The 23,265-nt window shown below is 64.7% G+C and carries 22 protein-coding genes; 4 read left to right on the top strand and 18 right to left on the bottom strand.

The window, feature by feature from the left end; genetic code table 11:
• Positions 1–6: 6 nt before the first annotated feature.
• Entirely contained in the window at positions 7–1,497 is a 1,491-nt protein-coding gene (locus AO716_RS01885) for a catalase (protein WP_055239264.1), read from the top strand.
• Positions 1,498–1,661: 164 nt separating this feature from the next.
• Here the strand turns inward: AO716_RS01885 and AO716_RS01880 are convergent, their stop codons facing one another.
• The 6 genes from AO716_RS01880 to AO716_RS01855 are packed head-to-tail and all read right to left on the bottom strand — an operon-like array spanning position 1,662 to position 6,816.
• Positions 1,662–2,552, bottom strand: a complete 891-nt coding sequence (locus AO716_RS01880) for a prenyltransferase (RefSeq protein ID WP_055239263.1) — start codon at positions 2,550–2,552, stop codon at positions 1,662–1,664.
• Positions 2,549–2,887: a lycopene cyclase domain-containing protein gene (locus tag AO716_RS01875; RefSeq protein ID WP_055239262.1), complete on the bottom strand. Its 339-nt coding sequence runs from the start codon at positions 2,885–2,887 to the stop codon at positions 2,549–2,551. The genes AO716_RS01880 and AO716_RS01875 overlap by 4 nt, the downstream gene beginning before the upstream one ends.
• Positions 2,884–3,234: a lycopene cyclase domain-containing protein gene (locus AO716_RS01870; protein ID WP_055239261.1), complete on the bottom strand. Its 351-nt coding sequence runs from the start codon at positions 3,232–3,234 to the stop codon at positions 2,884–2,886. Before AO716_RS01870 ends, AO716_RS01875 begins: the two co-directional genes overlap by 4 nt.
• The gene (gene crtI, locus AO716_RS01865) at positions 3,234–4,844 is read right to left on the bottom strand and encodes a phytoene desaturase family protein (RefSeq protein WP_055239260.1); all 1,611 of its coding nucleotides are present in this window, start codon (positions 4,842–4,844) and stop codon (positions 3,234–3,236) included. Before crtI ends, AO716_RS01870 begins: the two co-directional genes overlap by 1 nt.
• Positions 4,841–5,761: a phytoene/squalene synthase family protein gene (locus AO716_RS01860; protein WP_082413246.1), complete on the bottom strand. Its 921-nt coding sequence runs from the start codon at positions 5,759–5,761 to the stop codon at positions 4,841–4,843. Before AO716_RS01860 ends, crtI begins: the two co-directional genes overlap by 4 nt.
• Positions 5,762–5,763: 2 nt before the next feature.
• Positions 5,764–6,816 (bottom strand): polyprenyl synthetase family protein, encoded by a 1,053-nt coding sequence (locus AO716_RS01855; RefSeq protein ID WP_235471975.1) that lies wholly within the window; start codon positions 6,814–6,816, stop codon positions 5,764–5,766.
• A gap of 50 nt (positions 6,817–6,866) precedes the next feature.
• On the opposite strand from AO716_RS01855, the gene idi reads away from it, so the two are divergent.
• Positions 6,867–7,397 carry an isopentenyl-diphosphate Delta-isomerase gene (gene idi, locus AO716_RS01850; RefSeq protein ID WP_055239258.1) on the top strand — a complete coding sequence of 177 codons (531 nt, stop codon included), beginning with the start codon at positions 6,867–6,869 and terminating at the stop codon, positions 7,395–7,397.
• Here idi and AO716_RS01845 read toward each other — a convergent pair.
• Positions 7,345–8,118 carry a glycosyltransferase family 2 protein gene (locus AO716_RS01845; RefSeq protein WP_055239257.1) on the bottom strand — a complete coding sequence of 258 codons (774 nt, stop codon included), beginning with the start codon at positions 8,116–8,118 and terminating at the stop codon, positions 7,345–7,347. The genes idi and AO716_RS01845 overlap by 53 nt on opposite strands.
• An 84-nt stretch (positions 8,119–8,202) precedes the next feature.
• Here AO716_RS01845 and AO716_RS01840 point away from each other — a divergent pair, with 84 nt between their 5' ends.
• Positions 8,203–8,838: a hypothetical protein gene (locus AO716_RS01840; RefSeq protein WP_055239256.1), complete on the top strand. Its 636-nt coding sequence runs from the start codon at positions 8,203–8,205 to the stop codon at positions 8,836–8,838.
• A gap of 85 nt (positions 8,839–8,923) precedes the next feature.
• On the opposite strand, the gene AO716_RS01835 is transcribed toward AO716_RS01840, so the two are convergent.
• From AO716_RS01835 to AO716_RS01795, 9 genes are all read right to left on the bottom strand, one after another.
• Positions 8,924–10,111 carry a TerC family protein gene (locus AO716_RS01835; protein WP_055239255.1) on the bottom strand — a complete coding sequence of 396 codons (1,188 nt, stop codon included), beginning with the start codon at positions 10,109–10,111 and terminating at the stop codon, positions 8,924–8,926.
• Between the two features lie 182 nt (positions 10,112–10,293).
• Positions 10,294–10,917 (bottom strand): NTP transferase domain-containing protein, encoded by a 624-nt coding sequence (locus tag AO716_RS01830; protein ID WP_055239254.1) that lies wholly within the window; start codon positions 10,915–10,917, stop codon positions 10,294–10,296.
• A gap of 101 nt (positions 10,918–11,018) precedes the next feature.
• The gene (locus tag AO716_RS01825) at positions 11,019–11,318 is read right to left on the bottom strand and encodes a DUF4193 domain-containing protein (RefSeq protein WP_055239253.1); all 300 of its coding nucleotides are present in this window, start codon (positions 11,316–11,318) and stop codon (positions 11,019–11,021) included.
• Positions 11,319–11,440: 122 nt separating this feature from the next.
• Positions 11,441–14,062 carry an MMPL family transporter gene (locus tag AO716_RS01820; RefSeq protein WP_055239252.1) on the bottom strand — a complete coding sequence of 874 codons (2,622 nt, stop codon included), beginning with the start codon at positions 14,060–14,062 and terminating at the stop codon, positions 11,441–11,443.
• A 36-nt stretch (positions 14,063–14,098) separates the two neighbouring features.
• Positions 14,099–14,710 (bottom strand): TetR family transcriptional regulator, encoded by a 612-nt coding sequence (locus tag AO716_RS01815; RefSeq protein ID WP_055239251.1) that lies wholly within the window; start codon positions 14,708–14,710, stop codon positions 14,099–14,101.
• Between the two features lie 139 nt (positions 14,711–14,849).
• Complete coding sequence (locus tag AO716_RS01810) at positions 14,850–15,260, bottom strand: hypothetical protein (RefSeq protein WP_152969825.1); 411 nt, start codon at positions 15,258–15,260, stop codon at positions 14,850–14,852.
• Positions 15,261–15,370: 110 nt separating this feature from the next.
• Positions 15,371–15,781: a DUF779 domain-containing protein gene (locus AO716_RS01805; protein ID WP_055239249.1), complete on the bottom strand. Its 411-nt coding sequence runs from the start codon at positions 15,779–15,781 to the stop codon at positions 15,371–15,373.
• Positions 15,781–16,800 carry an alcohol dehydrogenase AdhP gene (gene adhP, locus AO716_RS01800; RefSeq protein ID WP_055239248.1) on the bottom strand — a complete coding sequence of 340 codons (1,020 nt, stop codon included), beginning with the start codon at positions 16,798–16,800 and terminating at the stop codon, positions 15,781–15,783. Before adhP ends, AO716_RS01805 begins: the two co-directional genes overlap by 1 nt.
• A 58-nt stretch (positions 16,801–16,858) precedes the next feature.
• Positions 16,859–18,382, bottom strand: coding sequence for an aldehyde dehydrogenase family protein (locus AO716_RS01795; RefSeq protein ID WP_055239247.1), 1,524 nt, complete (start codon positions 18,380–18,382; stop codon positions 16,859–16,861).
• 191 nt (positions 18,383–18,573) lie between these two features.
• Here AO716_RS01795 and AO716_RS01790 point away from each other — a divergent pair, with 191 nt between their 5' ends.
• A complete protein-coding gene (locus AO716_RS01790) occupies positions 18,574–20,238 on the top strand; it encodes a DHA2 family efflux MFS transporter permease subunit (RefSeq protein ID WP_055239246.1) in 1,665 nt (554 codons plus the stop codon).
• Here the strand turns inward: AO716_RS01790 and AO716_RS01785 are convergent.
• Together AO716_RS01785 and AO716_RS01780 are read right to left on the bottom strand one after the other, a co-directional pair.
• On the bottom strand, positions 20,235–21,527 hold the full coding sequence (locus AO716_RS01785) for a GAF domain-containing protein (RefSeq protein ID WP_055239245.1): 1,293 nt from the start codon (positions 21,525–21,527) through the stop codon (positions 20,235–20,237). The genes AO716_RS01790 and AO716_RS01785 overlap by 4 nt on opposite strands.
• A gap of 260 nt (positions 21,528–21,787) precedes the next feature.
• On the bottom strand, positions 21,788–23,215 hold the full coding sequence (locus AO716_RS01780) for an FAD-dependent oxidoreductase (RefSeq protein WP_055239244.1): 1,428 nt from the start codon (positions 23,213–23,215) through the stop codon (positions 21,788–21,790).
• Positions 23,216–23,265: the final 50 nt, after the last annotated feature.

The following is a 23,265-nucleotide window of genomic DNA, read 5'->3' as shown; positions in this document are numbered from 1 at the left end:
GAGAGAATGTCGAACTTCACCACCACCCAGACCGGCACTCCGGTTGCCAGCGACGCACACTCGCTGTCCCACGGAGCTGACGGCGCGGTTGTACTCCACGACCGTTACCTGGTTGAGAAGCTGGCCCAGTTCAACCGGGAGCGCATCCCGGAGCGCATCGTGCACGCCAAGGGCGGCGGCGCGTTCGGCGAATTCACCGTCACCGAAGACGTTTCCATGTACACGCGTGCCGCTGTTTTCCAGCCCGGCACCACCACCGAAACCATCCAGCGGTTCTCCTCTGTTGCCGGTGAAATGGGCTCGCCCGACACCTGGCGCGACGTCCGCGGTTTCGCGCTGCGTTTCTATAGCTCCGAAGGCAACTACGACATCGTCGGAAACAACACCCCGGTGTTCTTCATCCGCGACGGCATCAAGTTCCCGGATTTCATCCACTCGCAGAAGCGCCTCCCGGGTTCCGGCCTGCGTGACGCCGACATGCAGTGGGACTTCTGGACCAACTCCCCCGAGTCCGCACACCAGGTCACGTACCTGATGGGCGACCGCGGCATCCCGCGCTCCTGGCGTGAAATGCCCGGCTTCGGCTCGCACACCTACCAGTGGATCAACGCTGCCGGTGAGCGCTTCTGGGTGAAGTACCACTTCACCTCGAACCAGGGCAACCACGAGATCACCGGTGCAGAAGCAGAGCGCATCGCCGGCGCCGACGCTGACTACTACCGCCGCGACCTGTACGAGAACATTGCCGCCGGCAACTTCCCGTCCTGGGACCTGCACGTTCAGGTCATGCCGTACGACGACGCCAAGAACTACCGGTTCAACCCGTTCGACCTGACCAAGGTCTGGCCGCACGCTGACTACCCGCTGATCAAGGTGGGTACCCACACCCTGAACCGCAACCCGGAGAACTTCTTCGCCCAGATCGAGCAGGTGGCACTCTCCCCCGCCAACCTGGTTCCGGGCATTGCAGCCTCCCCGGACAAGATGCTGATGGCCCGCATCTTCTCTTACCCGGATGCCCAGCGCTACCGCGTTGGCACCAACTACAACCAGCTGCCGGTCAACGCACCGAAGGCCCCGGTTAACAACTACTCCCAGGACGGCTCCGGCCGCTTCTTCTTCAACTCCCCCGAGACTCCGGTCTACGCCCCGAACACCCTGGGCGGCCCCGTGGCCGACCCGGCACTCGCCGGCGAAGGCACGTGGGAGAACGACGGCGCCCTGGTGCGTTCCGCGGCGACCCTGCACTCCGAGGACAGCGACTTCGGCCAGGCCGGCACGCTGTACCGCGAGGTGTTCGACGACGCCGCCAAGGCCCGTTTCCTGGAGACCATCACCGGTGCAGTCTCCGGTGTGCAGCGCCCGCACATCCGCGAAGCTGCAATCCAGTACTGGACCAACGTTGACGCCGACCTCGGCGCCAAGCTGCGTGCCAACCTCGCCACCGGCGAGACCACGGCCAACGAGCAGGCTGAGTTCGTCGGCGTTGCTGACTAATCAGCGTCCCTTCGGCTAGCGAAAGCGGCCGGTCCCTTAGGGGGCCGGCCGCTTTCGTCTTCCCACCGAGAGGCCAGTTACGGCTCTTTTCAGCCCTGAAACCAGCCGCAACTGACCTCTCGATGGTGGGTGGGGAGGGGGAAGGGAAGGGAGGGGGCGGGGGATCAGCGGGAGGGCCAGTACCAGATGAGCAGCATCGTTACGAGGAAACCGGTCAGGAAGTTCAGCTTCAGGAACCGCTTCCAGCCGGCGTTGGCTTCCTCCGACCGTTCGTCCGTGATGGAGAGGAAGGGCAGCAGGTTCAGCAGATACGGCAGCGCCAGCAGGGACCCGAGCAGCGCGGGCCACGGGGTGAACAGCATCAATGCGCCGGCTGCGGCGTAGGCGCCGAAGGCCAGCCGCACCACAGACTTGCCGCCCAGCACGGTGGCAATTGAAGACAGCCCGCCTTCCCTGTCAGGAATGATGTCCTGCACCGCGCCGAAGGCCTGGCTTGCCATCCCCCACAGGAAGAAGGCGCCCAGCACCGCCCACAGTCCGGGCGTGAACTGCGCCCCGGCCAGCACCAGCGCATACACGGCAGGGGAGACAAAGTGCGTGCTGGAGGTAATCGAGTCCAGGAAGGGACGCTCTTTGAACCTCAGACCCGGAGCGCTGTACGCGATGACCGCGAACACACTGACGGCCAGCACCAGCCAGGACAGCGGGGAGCCCAGCAGCGCCAGCACCACAAGAAACGGCACATTGGTCACCACTGCGGCGAACAGGGTGACCCGATGGAAGCTGCGGTCCAGCAGGGCGCCCTCGACGCCGCCCTTCCGCGGGTTACGCAGGTCGGATTCATAGTCGAAGACATCGTTGATGCCGTACATGGCCAGGTTGTACGGGATGAGGAAGTACAGCGTCCCAATGATCCAGGCGGCATCAATACGGCCGGTGGTCAGCAGATACGCCGCAGCGAACGGGTACGCCGTGTTGACCCAGGACAACGGCCGGGACGAGACCAGCAGCATCCGCAGGGTGGAGCCGGGCGTCCGGGTGGCAGGGGCGCTCATCGTTTTTCCTCCGGGAGAGTGGTGGTGCGCGGGGAGAGCAGCTCCCAGAGCGCCGGCAGTGCAAGCACGGCCGCCAGCGGGTAGGCGAAGTCCTCCAGCGGGGCCAGCCCCAGGAACGCGCCGGAAATCCGGTACGGGTTGTAGCCGAAGAGGTCCACCGCGATCATCAAATTGTCGAACACTGCTGTCAGCAGGAGCAGGACCGCCGCGGTAGCGGCAAGACGGAGCAGGAAGGTCCGGTTGCTGCGTCCGGCACGACGGCGGCGCAGCAGTGCTGCTGCCAGCACCAGGGCTGCGGGCAGCAGGAAACAGAGGTTCAGTAGCCAGTAGGTCACCGTTCCACCGCCTGGCCGCTGCGGGGCCGCCCATAGTGCGTGGCGGCAACCTTCAGGAGCCCAAAAAGCACCATGGTGAGGTAACAAAGGAACGCCAGGAAGAAGGCTTCCTCCACAGGCAGGTGAGGGGCCAGTTCCAGTCCGAGCATGAACTGTGTCTCTCCCCGGTAGAAGATATCCAGTCCAATACCAAGGAGGTCCCAGGCCAGGAAAAACACCAGCCCCGCAGCCAGTACCACGGCAGCCCGCAGGGGCGCGCCGGAAAAGAAGAAGAGCTTGAAGCGGTGGTCGAGCAGTACCATGCAGCCAATCGAGGCCAGCAGGAACAGCAGGTAGAGAACCCCCATCAGTCCAGCCGTTCCGCCGGGCAGGCAGGCTCGGGAAGCGCCTCGGTGCTGGTGTCCCCGCGCAGCCGCTTCAACACCAGCTCAGCGCTGATCAGGCACATCGGCAGACCGATGCCGGGCAGTGTTGACCCGCCTGCGTACAGCAGGTTCTCCACCTTGCGGCTGGCGTTGGTGCCGCGCAGGAAGGCGCTCTGCTTCAGAACGTGCGCCGGACCCAGCAGAGTCCCGCGCCAGGAGTTGAAGTCCGCACTGAAATCGCCCGGGCCCACGGTCCGGCGGACCGTTATTCGTTCGGCCAGGTCCGGAATCCCGGCCCAGTCGGCGATCTGCCCAATGACGGTGTCTGCCATCGCTTCGAGCCGGGGGTCCCCCGCGCCGTCGATTCCGCCGGCCCCCAGCGCCGGGTCGGAGGGAACAGGGACCAGCACGAAAAGGTTTTCCTGGCCGGCCGGGGCAGCGTCCTCATCCGTGGCCGAGGGTTTGCAGATGTACAGTGACGCCGGATCCGGAACTGATGTGTGCTTTCCGAAGATCTTCTCGAAGTTCGCTTTCCAGTCCTTCGTGAAGAGCAGGGTGTGGTGTGCCAGCTGGGGCAGCTCGCCGCGGACGCCCAGGTGCAGCAGGATCCCCCCGGGGCCCGGGATCCGGGATTCCCAGTACTTGGGCGGGTAGGTCTGCAGCTGGGCGGGAAGCAGGCGGGTTTCAGTGTGGTGCAGGTCCGCAGCGGAAACCACCAGGTCGGCGTCGAGCGCCACCGGGTTGCCCGCAGCGTCCCGGTACTCGACGCCGGTGGCACGCGCTTTGCCCTTGCCGGAGCCCTCCGTGCGGATCGCAGTAACGTTCGCTTCCAGCCGGATCTTCACACCCTCGGATTCAGCCAGCGCGGCAATGACAGTGATCAGCCGGTGGAAACCCCCGCGCGGATAGAGGACACCGTCCTGGAGGTCCAGCCGGCTCATCAGGTGGTACATGCTCGGCGTCGTGTACGGGGAGGAACCCAGGAACACTGCCGGGTAGCCGAGGATCTGCCGGATCCTTGGGTCGGTGAACCGCTTCGCCACGAAGGAGCTCAGCGGCTGGAGCAGCAGCTTCGCCAGCCGGGGCCCGCGGGAGAGCACATCCGGACGCAGCAGCGGCAGGAAGGAAGCGAACGTGCTGTACAGGAAGCGCTTCTTGGCCATGTCATAGACCTCGGCAGCGGAATCCAGGTAGGACGCCAGCCGGGCCCCGGCACCCGGTTCCAGCGACTCAAACAAGGCAATGTTCTTTTCCCGTGTGGCCTGCACGTCTACGGGGGCCTCGTCACCCTCGAAATACACCCGGTAGCCGGGGTCCAGCTGCACCAGGTCCAGCTGTTCCTCGGCACTGGTTCCCAGCATGCGGAAAAAGTGGTCGAACACCTCGGGCATCAGGTACCAGGACGGACCGGTATCAAAGCGGAACCCGTCTGTTTCCCAGCTTCCGGTACGCCCTCCGGCAGTGCTGTTCTTCTCGAGTACGGTCACGTCCAGGCCCTCACGTGCCAGCAGTGCAGCGGTTGCCAGTCCCGTAATGCCTCCGCCAATGACGATGGCCGTGCGCGGGCGGGACTTGGTTTTTGCGGAGTTCATGGCGCCCTTTCGGCGTCGGGGGCGGAGAGCTGCGGCGCCGAAGCGCGGCGGAGCCGGTGAGTGTAGACGGCGTCAGCAGCGATGCGCAGCTTCACCGGGTTGGGCACCCGGATCCGGGTGGTGCGCAGCTGCGACGCCGGGGTCCGGCGCAGCCTGCGGGCCAGTTCCGCGAAGAGCTCCTGTGCCAGGGCAACGGCGGCCCGGCACTCACGCGGCAGCTCGGCAATGGCGGCACCGGAAACCACAAGGTCCGCTTCAATGTCATCAAGGAGACGGTGTTTGTCCGTCTCGGTGAACGCGTCCACAGTTATGCCCGGGAAATAGCTTCGGCCCAGTGCCTCGAAATCCTCTGCCAGGTCCCGCAGGAAATTGACCTTCTGAAAGGCCGCGCCCAGGCGCTGCGCCCCTTCGCGCAGCCGCTTCTCCTGGTCTGCAGGCACCTCGCGGCCGTTCAGGAAACACTGCAGGCACATCAGGCCCACTACTTCAGCGGAACCGTAGACGTAGTCCTCAAAGCTTGCCTGGGTGTGCTCGGCCCGGGTGAGGTCTGCACGCATGGAGCGGAAGAACGGAGCGGTGAGGTCGGTTCCGATTCCGGTGCGGCGTGCAGTTACCGCAAAGGCGTGGACCACCAGGTTCACGCTGTAGCCGGTGCGCAGGGCGCTGGCGGTCTCGGCTTCAAGGTCATCAAGCATGCGCCGGATTTCGGCCGGGGGAATTTCCGCGGCCAGTGCAACGCCGTCAACAATCTCGTCGGCCAGCCTGACCAGCGCATAAATCGTCTCAATCTGCCGCCGGGTGCGGGAGTCGAGCAGCCGCGACGCGAGGCCGAAGGAGGTTGAATAGGCCCGGATCATCACGGCCGCGGTCTCAGCTGCCACCCGGTTGTACAGCGGGAGGCCGGTTTCCTGTGCCATGCCTACCGCCCCCGGTTCACGGAGGAGGAGACGACGTCGTCAAGCACCGAGGCCAGCCCTGCCGGTACTTCGGCGCACTCGAGGTGGCTGCGTGCGGTGGAGGCATACCGGTCGGCGAGGTCCTGGGCGTACGCGAGTGCCCCGCAGTCCACGAGGATCTGCCGGGCGCGGTCGGCATCGGCCGGCCGCATGTCCGGGCGGCCGATCAGTCCGGAGAGTTCTTCCCAGCAGGGAGTCTGCGCAGCGTAGGCAATCAGGACCGTGCGCTTGCCTTCGCGGAGGTCTCCCATGCTGGACTTGCCCGTGGCGCTCTCATTCCCGAAGACGCCCAGGAGGTCATCGACCACCTGGTAGGCGATTCCGGTGTCCCGGCCGAAGCGGCCCAGGGCCGCTGCCACCTCCACGCCGGCACCGGCCAGTACTGCTCCGGCACGCAGCGGAGCTTCGAAGGAGTAGACCGCCGTCTTGAGCCGTTCCATGTCCAGGATCTCTGACACGGGCGGCGATCCTGCGGCAAAGGAAAAGTCGACGTCGATGAGCTCCCCTCCCGCTGATGCGAACACTGCCTCATCCAGGATTCCGGCAAGGACCTCCCTGGTCAGCGGATCCGTGGAGACGGAATCCAGCATCCGGAAAGCGCCGCTCAGGGCCAGGTCTCCGGCGATGACACCAACTGAGAGTCCGCGGTGCCGTGCCACTTCATTCGGCTCACCTGCGGTTTCGGCCATCCGCCGGTAGACCCCGGCGACGTTGTCCTGCCCGCGGCGGACAAAATCCAGGTCGATCACGTCGTCGTGGACAATCAGGGCGGTGTGCAGCAGTTCGAAGGCCGCACCCACGCGGGCCGCGGCTTCCAGGTCTGTTCCGCCAAGGTGCGTGTAGGCCGTCATGACGATTTGGGGGCGCAGCCGCTTGCCCCCGACCGTAGATTTTTCGAGAGTCTCCCAGAGGCTAAGGTAGCTGGGACTGATACGCTCCGCGCGCTCCTTGGCCGCGGTGAAAAACCCGTCCAGGACACGTTCCACCTGCTTTTGGCCAATTCTCTCGTCTGGCAAGTGTTCTGTCTCCATGCATAAAGTAAACACGCTGATCGTTAGGGGAAGAAATGCCGCAACGCCGGGAAGAAGTCATTCTGGTCGATAACGAGGGTCAAATGATAGGTACAGCGGACAAGATGACCGTCCACACCACGGACACGCCGCTGCACCGGGCCTTCTCCACGCACGTCTACCATCCGGACGGACGGATCCTGGTCACCCGCAGGGCGCTGTCCAAGCTGACCTGGCCGGGAGTCTGGACCAACTCCTTCTGCGGCCATCCCGGACCGGGTGAAGCCACGGAGGACGCCGTGGTGCGCCGCGCCGAACGCGAGCTGGGCCTGAAGCTTCGGGACATCGCCGTCGCGCTCCCCGACTTCCGGTACCGGGCTGTGGATGCCTCCGGAATCGTTGAGAACGAAATCTGCCCCGTGTACACAGCCATAGCTGAGGCCGACCCGGTCCCTGCCGCAGACGAAGTGATGGACTGGACCTGGGCAGATCCTGCCCGGGTGGTTGAATCCGTCAGGCTAACGCCGTGGGCCTTCAGTCCCTGGCTGGTACTGCAGCTGCCCCTGCTTTATCCCGAAAACGCCTGACCCAACGCTGCCACGGCGGCTCAGCCTGCCAATGTACGGCCAGCGTATGGAACGCCCGGCGGAACCGGCGGGCCAGGTTCGCGCCGCCCAGGACAGCGCGCGGAGCCATGCCCACCACCAGCGTCCTGTCCCAGGCACACCGGTAATCCAGGCCCAGATGCGCGCTAAGGCACACGTCGTCGTGCTGTTCGGGATCCTCCCGGTGGACAGCATCCTTCACCTCGTGCCAGACCGCTGTCCGCAGGCCGAGGTTTGATCCAAAAAGCGGCCGGTGGGCCAGGGCCAGGGTCATAGCCTGATAGTAGGACCCGAGGTAGATCCGGGAGAGCGCCCTGCCCAGCCACGGGGAAAAACCGTAGAACCTGCCGGGTCCACTCACAGCGGCAAGCTGCGGATCGGCAGCGAAATGTTCAGCTAACTGCTGAATCCAGTTGGGCGGCAGGATGCAGTCCGCGTCGCATCGGGCAATGATTTCCGACGCCGCAGCGTCATAACCGGCGGCCGCAGCCGCCGGGATGCCCGGCCGCGGCTCGAACACCACCTTCGCACCAAACTCCGCCGCCACCTCCGCACTGTTATCGGTGCTGTTGTTATCCACCACCACGATTTCCGCCGGCTGCATGCTTTGTTCAGCCAGGGAGGCCAAGCATGTCCGGAGCACCCCGGCGTCATTCAGGCACGGAATCACAACGCTCACTGCGGGAAGGTCTGGGGCTTGCATGCCAGTGATCCTACGTGCAATTCCTGCGTTGCCTGCGGCGTCCGAGGCTGGGCGGCGCCAACTCTGCTCGGATACCGTAGCTACATGATCGATGCCCTCCTGCGCCGTCCGGCCTCCACAGCGGAGGTGGCTTCGGACGGAGTCCGGCTTCTCGGCGTGGTGAGCCTGCTGGCAGTACTGCTTTGGCACGGCCCGGTGGAGGCCGCATTGTTCGCGCTGGTGCTGCTGGGGCTTCTGGTCTCCCGCTGCCTGCCGGCGGCACCCCTGTTTTCCTCTCTTTACGGCCTCACCCTTCTTCTGGCGGCCTGGAGCAGCGTGATGGACCTTTACGCCCGCATCTCCTGGTGGGACCTGGCTGTGCACTTTGCCGCTACGGGGACCATCGCGGTGATGGCCTGGTATCTGCTAGCCGCCTACGGAGCAGTGACAGCCTGGCATCCTGGAGGCCGTCCGGTGCCGCGGTTCGCGGTTCCCGCCGTTGTCACTACCCTGGGCCTGGCACTTAGTGTCCTCTGGGAGTTCGGCGAGTGGTGGGGACACAACTATGTGGATGCCACCATCAACGTCGGCTACCAGGACACCATCGGGGATTTGGCAGCCGGTGGATTTGGTTCGCTGCTTTCAGGCTTCCTGCTGGGCCGGATGATTCGGAGAAACCCCGGGGCGGCAGTTCCCGGCGTCCGCCCGGGCGTTCCGCTGCAGCGGCGCCTTCAGGAATAGGGAAAACCGGCTCCGACCGGGTCTTGACACGAATGGGCCCGCCCCAGCTCAACGGCTGCGGCGGGCCCATCAATACTCCGGGGAACTACTTGCTGCTGTAGCGGGTGTGCTCCTCATGGGCACGGGCCACCTCGGCACGGATGTCCTCGATGTCCTTCACCTTGTCCCGGTACTTCTTGTCCATCTGCAGGATCTGCTTCTCCTCCTCGCACAGCGCCCGGTAAATCCGCTCACGCTCGGAGTCATCCGAGGTGTAGGAGAGGTCCAGATAGTCGTTGGCGTGCCGGCGCGCGTTGTTCACGGCGGTCTGGGCCTTGCCTGCCGGGCTGACCAGCGACGCAATCACGGTGACGAGAAGGACGCCGATGATCACGCTCAGGGACAGGCCGGTGCTGACCTCGATGACTTCCACATGCTCGCCGTTGTTGATGAACGGGAGCGTGTTCTCATGCAGGGCGTGCAGCACCAGCTTGACGCCGATGAAGGCCAGGATCGCTGCCAGTCCGTAGGAAAGATAGATCAGGCGGTCCAGCAGTCCGTCGATCAGGAAGTAGAGCTGGCGCAGGCCCATCAGGGAGAACGCGGTGGCAGTGAAGACAATGAAGGTGTTCTGCGTCAGGCCGAAGATCGCCGGAATCGAATCCAGGGCGAACAGGATGTCGGTTCCGCCGATTGCCACCATGACGAGCAGCATCGGGGTGAGGACCTTCTTGCCGTTCTCGACGGTCATCAGCTTGTCGCCGTCGTAGTGGTCCGTAGTGGGCAGCACCCGCTTGGCGATCCGGATGATGAAGTTGTTCGCTTCGTCTTTTTCGCTGTCCTCGGGCTTGAGCAGGTTGCCGGCCGTGATCAGCAGGATCAGCCCGAACAGGTAGAAGATCCAGGAGAAGGAGTTGATCAGCGCTGCGCCAAGGAAGATGAACCCGGTGCGGGCAATCAGAGCGAAGACAATGCCGAAGAGCAGGACCTTCTGCTGGTCCTCACGGGGCACCCGGAAGGAGGCCATGATGATCAGGAAGACAAACAGGTTGTCCACCGAGAGGGCCTTCTCCGTGATGTAGCCGGCGAAGTACTCGCCGCCCATGGTGACCCCGCCGAAGACCAGCACCAGGACACCGAAGATGATGGCCAGTCCCACGTAGATGGAGGACCAGATGGCCGCTTCCTTCAGCGTTGGAATATGTGCCTTGCGGATGTGGAAGAAGTAATCAAAGGCCAGCAGGCCGAGGATGACGGCTATCGTCACGCCCCAGATGAGGGGGGAAACAGTCATGGAGTCTCTGCTTTCGTAGGGTACGCCAAGGGACCGCAAGTCTCTCCGGCAGCCTGTGGCTGCCCGCTGGCCCCGGCCGGGCGTCGGTGCCCTACGTGTTGACGAGGTTCAGCGTGGGTGGATACTCCCCTACGAACGGTCAACTCTACCTGATGCCGGGCCGGCGCAGCGATATCCATGTCCTAGCCCTCCGCTTCGGCGGGACCACGGCTCTCCAGCAGGGTCAGGTCCGCCGGGGTATCTATGTCACGGCCTTCGGCTTCCGCGCCGCACGCCACCAGATCCACCAGGCCGGGGTGGGCTGCCAGAAAGGAACGTGCCCCGGAGTCACCCAGTGCTCCGGCGGCGGCTGCCCGGGCCAGCTGCGGCGCGAAAAGCACGGGGTGCCCGCGCAGCAGGTTCCCGCCCGGGAGCCGGTAGGCCGCGCAGGACACCCTCGCCGGTGCGGCTCTTTCGATCAGCCGGGCCACCGTTTGGGCTGTGAGCCCCGGCTGGTCGGCAAGCGCCACGAGTACGGGCTCCCGCGGTGCCAGCGTGAGTGCTTCGGCGATTCCGGCCCGGAACGATGAACCCATCCCCGTTTCCCAGTCCGGATTGATGACCACGTGCGAATCCGCCAGGTCTGCTTCAGTCCGGACCCTGGCTGATCCGGAGCCAAGGATCACGACGACGCGCGTGCACCCTCCGCGCCGCAGTTCCCCGGCGAGATGCTCGATCAGCGGCCGCCCGTTGAAGGGCAGGAGGGCCTTGGGACCACGGCCCAGCCGAATCCCTGCCCCCGCTGCCAAAAGCACCGCGCTGACCATGCATGGAACCAAAGCACACCGGACGGCTTAACCACAACAGCCGCTCGCGTTTTGTACGGAGCGGCTGTTGTACGCCCGGTTTCGGCCGGGCACCCGGGGACTTACCCCTCGCAGTCTTTGCAGTACTTGGTGCCGTTCTTCTCGACAGCGAACTGTGACCGGTGGCGGACCAGGAAACAGGAACCGCAGGTGAACTCGTCCTCCTGGGCCGGCACTACCCGGACCAGCAGTTCTTCGCTGGAAAGGTCGGCACCGGGAAGCTCAAAGGCTTCCGCGGCTTCGGATTCATCTACGTCCACCACAGCTGACTGCTTGTCGCTCCGCCGGGCCTGAAGTTCTTCGATTGAGGCGGTTCCGGCGTCCTCTTCGGCCTTGCGCGGTGCGTCGTAATCAGTTGCCATATTCAGGCTCACTCTCCAATGCTTGGTGGGGAAAGGTGTGGTGGATGGAGCGGTGCACCCCGATGGTAACTGTTACTGAAGGGTGTGCCGGTCTAAAGCGCAACAAGTGTGACACATTTCCGCTACCGTCCTGCCGAAGCGAGCTCCGGTTCTGCGTCGTCCCGGTCTGCAGCGGTTGTCCGGTTCAGCAGCTTGGCACCCTCAACATCGACATCCGGCAGAATCCGGTCCAGCCACTTTGGAATCCACCAGGCCGACTTGCCCAGCAGATGGAGCACGGCCGGAATCAGCGTCATCCGGATGACAAAGGCGTCCAGCAGCACGCCAATCGCCAGGGCAAAGCCAATCGGCCGAACCATTGTCAGGTGCGCGAAGATGAACCCGGCAAACACAGAGACCATGATGATCGCCGCGGCTGTAACCACCCGTGAGGCATGGTCGAAACCGGAACGGACAGCCTGCCTTGGGTCTTCACCGTGGACGTAGGCTTCCCGCATTCCGGAGACCAGGAACATCTGGTAGTCCATAGCCAGCCCGAAGAGCACGCCGATCAGGATGATCGGCAGGAAACTCAGGACTGCGCCGGGATTGTGCACGTCGAAGATGCTGCCCAGCCAGCCCCACTGGTAGATCGCAACGACGGCACCGAAGCTGGCGGCGAGCGAGAGCAGGAAGCCGCCGGTGGCGATCAGCGGTACCAGGACGGACCGGAAGACCAGCAGGAGCAGGACCAGGGACAGGCCAACGACGATTAGCAGGTAGATGGGCATGGCATCCATCAGTTTGTCCGAGACATCGATGTTGATGCCGGTCTGCCCGGTGATGGCTACCTCGACGCCGGTGTCCGCCTTGATCTGGGCGGCATCATCGCGGATGGTGTGGACCAGGTCTTCGGTGCCTTCGGCGGCCGGGCCGCCTTCCGGAATGACCTGGAAAACAACCATGGTTCCGTCTTCGCTGGTGGATGCCGGGACCACCGTGGTGACGTTGTCCAGTCCGCGCAGCGAGTCGGCTACCTGGTACGTCATGTCCGATGCTTCAGACTCGGAGACCCCGTCGGGCAGGTAGCCCACAACGATCACGGGTCCATTGATGCCTTCGCCGAAGCTCTCGCCCAGCAGCTGGTAGGCCTGGTAGGCCGTCGAATCCTCGGGTTCGGAGCCGCCGTCGGGCAGTCCGACCCGCAGCGAACCGGCGGGGATGGCCATGGTGCCCAGCAGCAGGACGCTGAGGATCACGGTGATGACGGGGTGGTTGGTGACCAGGCGTCCCCAACGCCGCGGGTTTCCGTTTTCCCTGTGTTCGACGGCCGCTGCCCGGTCCTGGGGGGACAGCGCAGCATGCGCCGCGGGAGGGGTGATTCCCGCCTTTGCCCAGGCCTTCTTCGACAGGATGCGGTTGCCGATGAAGCCCAGGAAGGCCGGCGTCAGGGTGAGGGCCACCAGGATGGCCATGGCCACCGTACCGGCCGCTGCCAGGCCCATAACGCTCAGGAACGGCAGTCCCGGGACTGCGAGCGCCGCCAGGGCGATCACCACGGTCAACCCGGCGAACAGCACGGCGTTGCCGCTGGTGCCGGTGGCGACGCCGGCGGATTCTTCCAGCTCCATGCCGTGCAGCAGCTGTGTGCGGTGCCGGTTAATGATGAACAGGGAGTAGTCGATGCCCACGGCCAGCCCCAGCATCAGCGCAAGCATGGGGGAAATGGATGTCATGTCCACGACGCCGGTAAGGGCCATCGTGGTGCCGACCCCTGCAATCACGCCAACGAGTGCCATCAGCAGCGGCAGGCCGGCGGCAACCAGGGTGCCCAGCATCAGGATCAGCACAACGGCGGCAACGGCAACGCCGATCGCTTCCGAAGGTCCGAAGAGGGAGGAAACGTCCTCGACGATTTCCTTGCTGTAAAAGACCTGGACGCCGGAATCAGTGATCTGGTTGGCGGTGTCCTGGACTTCCTGGCGCTGTTCCGGGGTTACCGAGTAGGCCTGTTCCTGGAACTGGACTTCGGAGAAGGCGGTTCCGCCGTCCTCGGAGACGAAACGCAGTCCGCTGGTGGCTTCGGCCATCCGCTCGGCATCCTTGAGCTCCTGCTCCCCTGCTGCCAGCTGGGCCACGCCGTCGTCATAGGCATCCTGCTGCTCAGCCAGCTGGGCTTCACCGGCCTGCAGCTGCTGTTCCTGGGTTTGAAGCTGCGCCCGCATTGCTTCTGCCTGCTGGGTCTGGCCGGCAGCTTCAAGCTGGCCGGCCTGCATCTGGGCGAGGGAGAGCTGCTCCCGCCCCGCTGCCAGCTGTGCCGCGGCGGCATCCAGCTGCGGCTTGCCCGCTTCGAGCTGGGCTCGGGCGGCATCGAGCTCTGCCTGGCCGGCAGCCAGCTGCTCACCGCTGCCGTCCAGCTGTGCCTGCATCTCAAAGGGATCGCTGACCGATTTCAGGAAGTCCAGGCCGTTGAGTTCCGCCACCGTGTCGATGACCGCCTGGCGTTCGGCCTCGGTGAAGGCCTCTCCGGATTCCGTTTCGAAGACGATGCGCCCGGATCCGCCCGAGACGTCTGGGACGCGCTCGCGCATCTCGTCGAGCACCCGCTGGCTTTCCGACCCGGGAATCGTGAAGTTGTTCGACGTCGGCGCGCTAAAGGCGGCGAACGCGCCGCCAATACCTAGCAGCAGCACCAGCCAGGAGCTGAGGAACCACCAGCGGTGACGGAAGCTGAACTTACCGAGCCGGTAAAGCAGGGATGCCATGGGGTGTCTTTCTTTGAGCGGGTCGGGTTGAGTGATCTAGCGGCTGAAGCCGTCGCGGAGGAAACCGATGGCTTCGCTGAAGAGTTCTTCGAGCAGAGTGAGGGTCTGCGGTGTGATCTCACCGTGCGTACGGTGCTGCCATTGCGCAAACGCACTGCGCCCGCAGGCCAATACTGCAGCGACGAGGGTGCCGGTGTAGAACGGGTCCGCTTCCTGCCCCAGGCGGGTCCGCAGGGAGTCCACGATCCGGTGTTCGGCGTGGTCCCAGGCTTCAAGGTGGACCCGTGCCATCTCCGGGCGCTCTTCAGCCAGGCCGTGCAACTCGGCCATCACTGCAAGGTTCGCCGGATCGGCTGGCTGGGAGAGGGCATGAAGCATCGAGTCAACGATGTTCTCGTTCTGCGGACGTGCCTGGAAGTGGCCCAGCACCCCGTCCAGGAAGTCCTCCATGGCGACGTTGAGTGCTGCCGTCGTGCTGGGGAAGTAATTGAAGAAGGTCCGGCGGGAGATCCCGGCGGCCTCGGCAATGTCGTCAATGGTGAACTGCCCGGCACCTTTGCTGCGGACCAGCTGCAGCGTGGCATCGGCGATCGCCCGGCGGGTTGCCGTTTTGTTCTGCTCCCTGCGGGATACCTGCTGCTCAGTCACATCGCTACACTAAGTGCAAATTTGCACGAGAGGCAAATTTGTAGCACCCGAGGGGCATCAGACACACTAATGCCCGCCCCGGCAGACCGGAGCGGGCATTACTGGTGCTGTGGAACCCGGCGCAGGTTCCGGCTGCGGACTAGCGTCCGTCAGGCTGCGGCTTGGCCGGATCCATGCTGTAGTTCCCGCCCGAGGTGTGGGAGCGGTCGGCCGGATTCGATGACCCTGCAACGGTTGATGCACCGGCAGAGGATCCTCCGCCGGTGGACCCGCTGCCGGAGGACCCGCTGCCGGAACCTGAGCCGGAACCGCCGTTGGAGCTGCTCACGCTGCTCTTGGCAGACGATGCCGCATCCTTTGCTGACGAGGCGGCATCCTTGGCCGCATCCGTCACTTTGTCCTGGAGAACGGGGGCCTTCTGCTTTGCCCATTCCGTACCCTGGTTCACCGTGTCCTGAACCTTCGGATCATTCCACAGCGACTTGATCTTCTCCCGGCCGGCTTTGGAACCGATCAGATAACCGACGCCGATCCCTGCCAGAAAAGTCATCTTCTTAACCATGCTGTTCCTCATTCCCGCCCCGGCTGAGGCATCATGATGCATCGGACAAATCCCGTGGCCGTGAGGCCATAAAGGAATTAAACAGCAACCTTACTACTTCATGCTTCCCCTGCAACGTCCATCAGCCGCGAGCGGATGAGGAACCGTTTGCCTTCCGGCGCCTCAACGGAGAATCCGCTCCCCCGGCCGGTCACCACGTCAACGGTCAGATGGGTGTGTTTCCAGTACTCGAACTGCTCGGCGGACATCCAGAATCCAATGTCCTCACCGTCGAGGTCGAAGACACCCAAAAGCACGTCGGCTTCCGAGGTGATGAAGTCTCCCTCCGGGTAACACATGGGAGATGACCCGTCACAGCATCCGCCGGACTGGTGGAACATCAGGGGCCCGTGCTGCTGCTTCAGTTTCCGGAGCAGGTCCCGCGCCGCGGCGGTAAGCCCCACCCGGGAGGTTGTCTCCCCGGGCAGGGCCGGCGCCGCAGCCAGGACGGGCGGTGCGATCGGGTCCATCAGTACTGGACCACTACCCGTCCGTCGATCCGGCCTGCGGCCAGTTCGTCGAGGACGTCGTTGATGTCCTCGAGCGGACGCGTGGTGATTTTCGGGTGGATGAGTCCCCGGTCGTAGAAGTCCAGTGCCTCCACCATGTCCTGCCTGGTGCCCACGATCGAACCCCGGATGGTCAGTCCCTTGAGCACGATGTCGAAGATCGGTGCCGGGAAATCACCTGGCGGCAGCCCGTTGAAGACAATGGTTCCGCCGCGGCGGGCCATTCCGATTGCCTGGCCGAAGGCTGAAGGGTGCACGGCCGTGACCAGCACGCCGTGCGCTCCCCCGGTCTGCGCCTGGATGGCTTCAACCGGGTCCTCGTCCAGGGCATTGACCGTCACTTCGGCACCGAATTCGCGTGCCAGGGCCAGTTTGTCCTCGGCAATGTCCACGGCCGCAACCCGCAGTCCCATCGCCTTGGCGTACTGAACGGCAATGTGCCCCAGCCCGCCGATTCCGGAAATCACCACCCATTGCCCCGGACGCGCCTCCGTCATCTTCAGTCCCTTGTAAACGGTGACGCCGGCACAGAGCACGGGCGCGACCTCCACCGGGTCCGCTCCCTCGGGGATATGCGCGGCGAACTTCTCATCCACCAGCATGTACTCACCGAAGGAACCGTCGACGCTGTAGCCGCCGTTCTGCTGCTGCTCGCACAATGTTTCCCATCCGGTGCGGCAGTATTCACAGATGCCGCAGGCGGACCACAGCCAGGCATTGCCCACCATGTCCCCTTCCTTCAACGCGGTCACGCCCTCGCCCACCGAGACCACGCGGCCCACACCCTCATGTCCGGGAATGAAGGGCGGGCTGGGCTTCACCGGCCAGTCCCCCTGGACTGCATGCAGATCCGTGTGGCAGACCCCGGTTGAGATGAGTTTGACCAGCACCTGCCCGGGCCCGGGGCTCGGAACATCCACCTCTCCTACGGTGAGAGGTTCACCCAGGGTGTTTGCGACGGCGGCATGCATGTGTTCCATGTCGATCTCCTTGCTGTTTAGATGGCGAAGCTGAGCGGGACTGGCAGATGGAACCGGCTTAGAAGAACCCCTGCTTGGATTCGGCGTAGCTGACCAGCAGGTTCTTGGTCTGCTGGTAGTGGTCCAGCATCATGGCGTGGTTTTCGCGTCCGATGCCGGATGACTTGTAGCCGCCGAACGCCGCGTGTGCGGGGTAGGCGTGGTAGTTGTTCACCCAGACGCGGCCGGCCTGGATGTCCCTGCCTGCGCGGTAGGCGGTGTTGCCGTCCCGTGACCAGACGCCCGCTCCAAGGCCGTAGAGGGTGTCATTGGCAATGGAGAGCGCCTCGCCGTAGTCGGAGAACCGCGTCACGGACACCACCGGTCCGAAAATCTCCTCCTGGAAGATGCGCATGTTGTTGGTGCCTTCAAAAACGGTGGGCTGCACGTAATAGCCGCCCGCCAGGTCGCCGTCGAGCATGTTGCGCTGTCCTCCGGCGAGGACCTTGGCGCCTTCCTGCCCGGCGATATCCATGTAGGAAAGGATCTTTTCCAGCTGGTCATTCGAGGCCTGGGCTCCCACCATGGTGTTGGTGTCCAGCGGGTTGCCCTGCACCATGGCGGCGGTGCGGGCAAGGGCATCGGACATGAAGCTGTCGTAGATGGAGTCCTGGACCAGTGCACGGGACGGACAGGTGCAGACCTCACCCTGGTTCAGGGCGAACATGTTAAAGCCCTCCAGGGCCTTGTCATAAAACGCATCGTCCTGGGCTGCCACGTCCGCGAAGAAGATGTTCGGGCTCTTGCCGCCCAGTTCCAGCGTCACCGGAATCAGGTTCTGGCTGGCGTACTGCATGATCAGGCGGCCGGTGGTGGTCTCACCGGTAAAGGCGATCTTGCGGATGCGCTTGGAGGATGCCAGCGGCTTGCCCGCTTCCACACCGAAACCGTTGACGATATTCAGCACGCCGGCCGGCAGCAGGTCTGCAATGAGTTCAGCCAGCACCAGGATCGAGGCAGGGGTCTGTTCGGCTGGTTTCAGGACTATGGCGTTGCCGGCCGCGAGTGCAGGAGCAAGCTTCCAGACCGCCATCAGAATGGGGAAGTTCCACGGGATGATCTGGCCCACCACCCCCAGCGGCTCATGGAAGTGGTACGCGGTGGTGTTGTCATCGATCTGGGAGAGCGTGCCTTCCTGGGCGCGGACAGCGCCGGCGAAGTAGCGGAAGTGGTCCACGGCCAGCGGCATGTCCGCAGCCAGGGTTTCACGAACCGGCTTGCCGTTGTCCCAGGTCTCGGCAACGGCGAGCATCTCCAGGTTCTCTTCGATGCGGTCGGCGATGCGGTTCAGGATGTTGGCGCGCTCCGCGACGGAGGTCTTGCCCCACGACGGCGCTGCCTTGTGCGCTGCATCCAGGGCCAGGTCAATGTCCTCGGAGGTGCCGCGGGCCACCTCGCAGAAGACCTTGCCCGTAACCGGTGAAACATTCTCGAAGTAGCCGCCCTTGACCGGGGGGACCCACTCCCCGCCGATCCAGTTCTCATAGCGGGGCTTGAATGAAACAAGTGCCTCGCCTTGGCCGGGCTGCGCGTAAACGGTCATGACTTGTTTGCTCCTCATTTTCGAGCGTTGGTACACGACCTCGGTGTCGTGTCCGTCGGTGTGGTGAACAGTACGCAGGCAGACGTAGCATCTGCGTAGCAGGGACGCTGCACACCGGCTAGCGGCCCGCTGCAGGCGGGTTTATGGTTACCTAAGGCAATTTCTTAGTAATCGAGATATAAGGAACGCTAATGACTTCCGAACTCACGGGGAGCGGCGCAGAACCGCAGCCGGGCCGGTACATCCGCTACCGCTGGTGGGGCCTGCTGGCCATCAGCCTCGGCGTGGCAATGATCATCATGGACGCCACCATCGTGTCGGTGTCCGTCCCCTCGATCGTTGCGGACCTGGGGATTTCCAGCACCGAGATCCAATGGGTGCAGGAGATCTACACGCTGCTGTTCGCTGCGCTGCTGCTGACCTGGGGCCGGATTGCGGACCGGGTGGGCCGGCGGCGGATCATGCTGACCGGCGTCGTGCTCTTTGTGGCGGCCTCGGTGCTTTGCGCCGTCGCCGAGTCCGGAGGCATCCTGATCCTGGGCCGTGCATTGCAGGGCCTGGGCGGCTCAATGATCCTGCCCACCACCCTCGCCCTGCTGAACGCCAACTTCCAGGGCCGGGAACGGGGCATTGCCTTCGCGGTCTGGGGTTCCACAATCGGCGGCATGGCAGCCATCGGCCCGCTGCTGGGCGGCTGGCTGACCGAGAACGCCAGCTGGCGCTGGGCCTTCGGCATCAACATCCCGGTGGGTGTGCTGGTAGTTGCGGGGCTGCTGCTGTTCGTGGCCGAATCATCCGAAGCCGTCACCGGGGCTGCACAGCGCCTGGACCTTGGCGGAGCCGCACTGTCCATTCTGGGCTTCGGGGCGCTCGTCTTCGGCCTGATCGAAGGCCGCAGTTACGGCTGGTGGAACGCCACCGAGGACGCGCCGTTCCAGGCAGGGACGCTCTCCCCCGTCCCGCTGGCCTTCCTGCTGGCGGCCGTGGCCCTGGTGGGTTTTGTGCTGCTGGAGCGTTCGCGCACGGAAGCAGGGAAGGGCGTAATCCTGGACCTCTCCCTGTTCCGTATCCCGTCCTTCGCCAACGGCAACGTGACCGCGCTTATTGTTAGCTTCGGCGAGTTCGGGCTGATCCTTTCACTGCCCCTGTGGTTCCAGAACGTGCTGGGCTACACCGCCTTCGAAGCCGGCCTGGCACTGCTTCCCCTGGCACTGGGCTCCTTCCTGGCCTCCGGAGGTGTTGCCGCTCTGGCCAGGAAGTACAGTCCGGTGGTGGTCGTCCGGATGGGCCTGGGTCTTGAAATCCTAAGCATCGCCGCCCTGGCCCTGCTGATCCGACCGGACAGCTCAGCCTGGCTCACTTCCCCGATCCTGCTCTTCTACGGCATGGGCGTTGGCCTGGCCACTGCCCAGCTGACGTCGGTCATCCTGGCCGAGGTTCCGCTGGCCAAGAGCGGCCAGGGTTCAGCTACCCAGAGCACCGCCCGGCAGACCGGTTCGGCGCTGGGCATCGCCGTGCTTGGAACGGCATTCTTCACCACGCTTCGCACAGGCACTGAGAACCAGGTGGCGGATGCCGTTGCCGGCGCACCGCAGCTGGCCGGGGCGGTGGATTCGGTAAACGCCACCTCCGGCGGCAGCATCGCGGCACTGGCAGCAGATCCCCAGACCGCGTTTATTGCCGACGCCGCCCGTGACGCTATGACCAGCGGCGCCTCGCTCGCGGGCTGGATCGCCGCCGGCGCACTGCTCATTGGGTTCCTGACCAGCCTGCGGATCAAGCCGGTTATCGGCCCGCAGGCCGGCGATCCTGCCGGAGTGCGGGCTCCGGAACCGGACAACGAAACACGCGGCTAGGCGAGCTCCCGCTCCATCCGCTGCAGGCCCGCGACTATGCCGGCCCGCCGCGGGGAACGCGGCGGGAGCAGCTGCAGCGCCAGCCGCCACGCCTCGGCGTCGTGCGCTGCTTCCTCCAGCTTCAGGTACTGAAGGACAGTCTCGATTCCAGCCTCGCCGAGGACTGCTTCGCGCAGTTCGGCGCTGAGGCTCTGCCGCAGTTCCACGATGCCCGGAGCCTCAGAGTGCGGCAGAACCGGCCCCTTGTAGATATTCAGCGCCAGCCGGTGCGCACCGCGGCCCAGGCAGGCGCGGACCTGCCCCGCGTCCAGGACCAGGTCCACCGGCAGCCGGTATGGGCGGGAGTCCGGGACAATCCGCGCTGAGGAAGACTTGGAGAGCAGCTTGCGCAGCCGGAGCATCTCCGCGCGGACACTGCCCACGGAGGCTTCGGTCGGGTAAGCGAGCACAGCCAGCTCCTCAGCGGTAAGGCCGCGGGGATGCAGGGCAAGGAGGGTCATCAGCTCCGAATGCCGCTGGCTCAGCTGCAGGCGGACGCCATCCACGCAGAGGTCCGCGGTGTCTGTACCGAGAACCTGCAGGCTGTCCTGGTAGAGGCTGGACCGCGAGGCCCGCTCCGTCGAGCGGCGCAGGCCTGTGCCCCCCAGCTGCAGCCGTTCCACCCGCAGCTGGGCGGTGGCAGCGGCCACAGCTGCCTCGACCAGGGCGAGTGTATGGACAGCCACGGCTTCTTCCTTGCCGGTAATGTCCACGACCCCCAGTACGGACCCCGTTTCCGGATCCTGGACCGGAACCGCTGTGCAGGACCAGGGGTGCACCTGCGGGCTGAAGTGCTCGGCCCCGGCAATCTGCACGCTCCGTCCGGTGGCCAGCGCGGTGCCCGGAGCGCTGGTACCCACAGCGTTTTCGGACCAGTCGGCGCCGGGCATGAACATCATGCTCTCAGCGCGGCGCAGCAGTTCGGGGTCCCCGTCGACCCAGAGCAGGCGTCCCAGCTGGTCTCCGACGGCGACGAGCAGTCCGCTGTCCCGTCCCGGTTCGACCAGCAGCCGCTGGATCACCGGCATGATCGAAGCCAGGGGGTGGGAATCCCGGTACGCGTTCAGATCGGGCCCTTCGAGCACGAGCGCAGAGCGGGCGGCATCGGGATCGGGATGGTGCCGGAGGGAACGCTGCCAGGATTCCCGGACGCCGGGACGCAGCATATCCAGGATCTGGCTCTGGGACCCAAGGCTCTCGTGTGCCCGCCAGGCATCACGCTGCAGGGTCTCAGGGCTCCGAAAAGCCATCCCCTGCAAGGCACTGGAAGACTTCTGCACCGTCCTGCCTATCCGCGTTGATAAGGAGACCGTCCGATCCGGTCCTGCCATGTTGAAGGCAGGATTCCGGGCAGCGGGTGGCTGCCCGTCCATAGTGACATGCGCCACGGCACAGTTCCAGAGCACCGCGGGCCGGGAAACCCGGCTGCCGGCAAGGCCGGGGATTAACGGCCGAAGCCGGGCACCGCACAGCGGCACCCGGCTTCGGTCAACAGTTTGGAAAGAGCAGCCTACTCGGAGCCCTCACGGGAGATCCGGGTCATTTCCTCCCGGTCAACAACCTTGACCCGCTCGCGGACCAGGTCGCCGATTCCGGGGTCACCGTGCACGTACTTGGCGCCCAGGGACTTCTCGTAAGCGTCCAGGCGCTTCCATCCCTCCCACGTGGTGTACTCGACGCCGCGTTCTTCCAGCAGCGCGATGATCGCCTCCGGCTGGGGCTCTTCGGCTGCGGGCAGGGACCGGCGGTCTTCGAGCAGGTAGCCGATGGTCTCAAGGGCGTCGCCCTTGGTGTGGCCGATCAGGCCAACCGGACCGCGCTTGATCCAGCCGGTGGTGTAGATGCCCGGGACCGGCGTGCCGCTGGTGTCGACGACGCGGCCGCCTTCGTTGGGAATGACACCGCGGCGGGAATCGTAGCCAACTTCCGGAAGCTCGGAGCCGAAGTAGCCGACGGCACGGTAAACGGCCTGGACCGGATAATCGATGATCTCGCCGGTGCCGCGCGCATTGCCGGTTCCGTCGAGTTCCGTGCGCTCCATTTTGATTCCCGCAACCTTGCCGGGGGTGGAGGGATCGTCGTGGATCTCAACCGGGGAATGAAGGAAGTGCAGGTGCAGCCGGCGGGACGCGCCGGTGTCCTGTTCCTCGACCAGCCAGTTCGTCAGGGTGTTGACCATGGTCTTGGTCTGGTTGTTGGTCCGGATCTGCTCATCCGAAGCTTCGTCGAATTCGAAATCTTCGGGGTAAAGCACAATGTCCACGTCGCGTGAGTGCGAGAGCTCCCGCAGTTCCAGCGGAGTGAACTTCACCTGGGCCGGGCCGCGCCGCCCAAAAATGTGCACGTCGGTGACCGGGGACTTCTTGAGCCCCTCGTACACGTTGGACGGAATCTCGGTGGTCAGCAGGTCATCGGCGTGCTTGGAGAGAATTCGGGCAACGTCAAGGGCCACGTTGCCGTTGCCGATGACGGCGATTTCCCTGGCATCCAGCGGCCAGTCGCGCGGCACGTCCGGGTTGCCGTCGTACCAGGAGACGAAGTCCGCGCCTCCGAAGGAGCCTTCAAGATCGACACCGGGGACGTTCAGCGGAGCGTCCTTCAGGGCACCGGTCGCGAAGATGATCGCGTCGTAGAAGTGCCGGAAGTCCTTCAGGGTAAGGTCGCGGCCGTAATTCACGTTCCCCAGGAAGCGGATGTCACCGCGGTCCAGCACCTTTTCCAGGGCGTTGACGATTCCTTTGATACGCGGATGGTCCGGGGCCACGCCGTAGCGAATGAGGCCGTAGGGTGCCGGGTACTGATCAAAGAGATCAATGCTGACTTCGAAGTCGCGGTCCGCTTTGGTCAGGATGTCTGCGGCGTAAACGCCTGCCGGACCAGCACCGATAATTGCGACTCGCATGGGACGCTGCGAGCTGTCCGGAGCTGAGTTAGACACTTAGAGTCCTTCTACTTGGGAGTCGTGGCACGCAAATGGCGCACACTTTT

The sequence above is a fragment of the Arthrobacter sp. Edens01 genome, from assembly GCF_001307035.1.
Classification (GTDB): Bacteria; Actinomycetota; Actinomycetes; order Actinomycetales; family Micrococcaceae; genus Arthrobacter_B.
The sequence above is the reverse complement of the archived record's forward strand: the minus strand, read 5'-3'. Positions and strand labels throughout refer to the sequence as shown.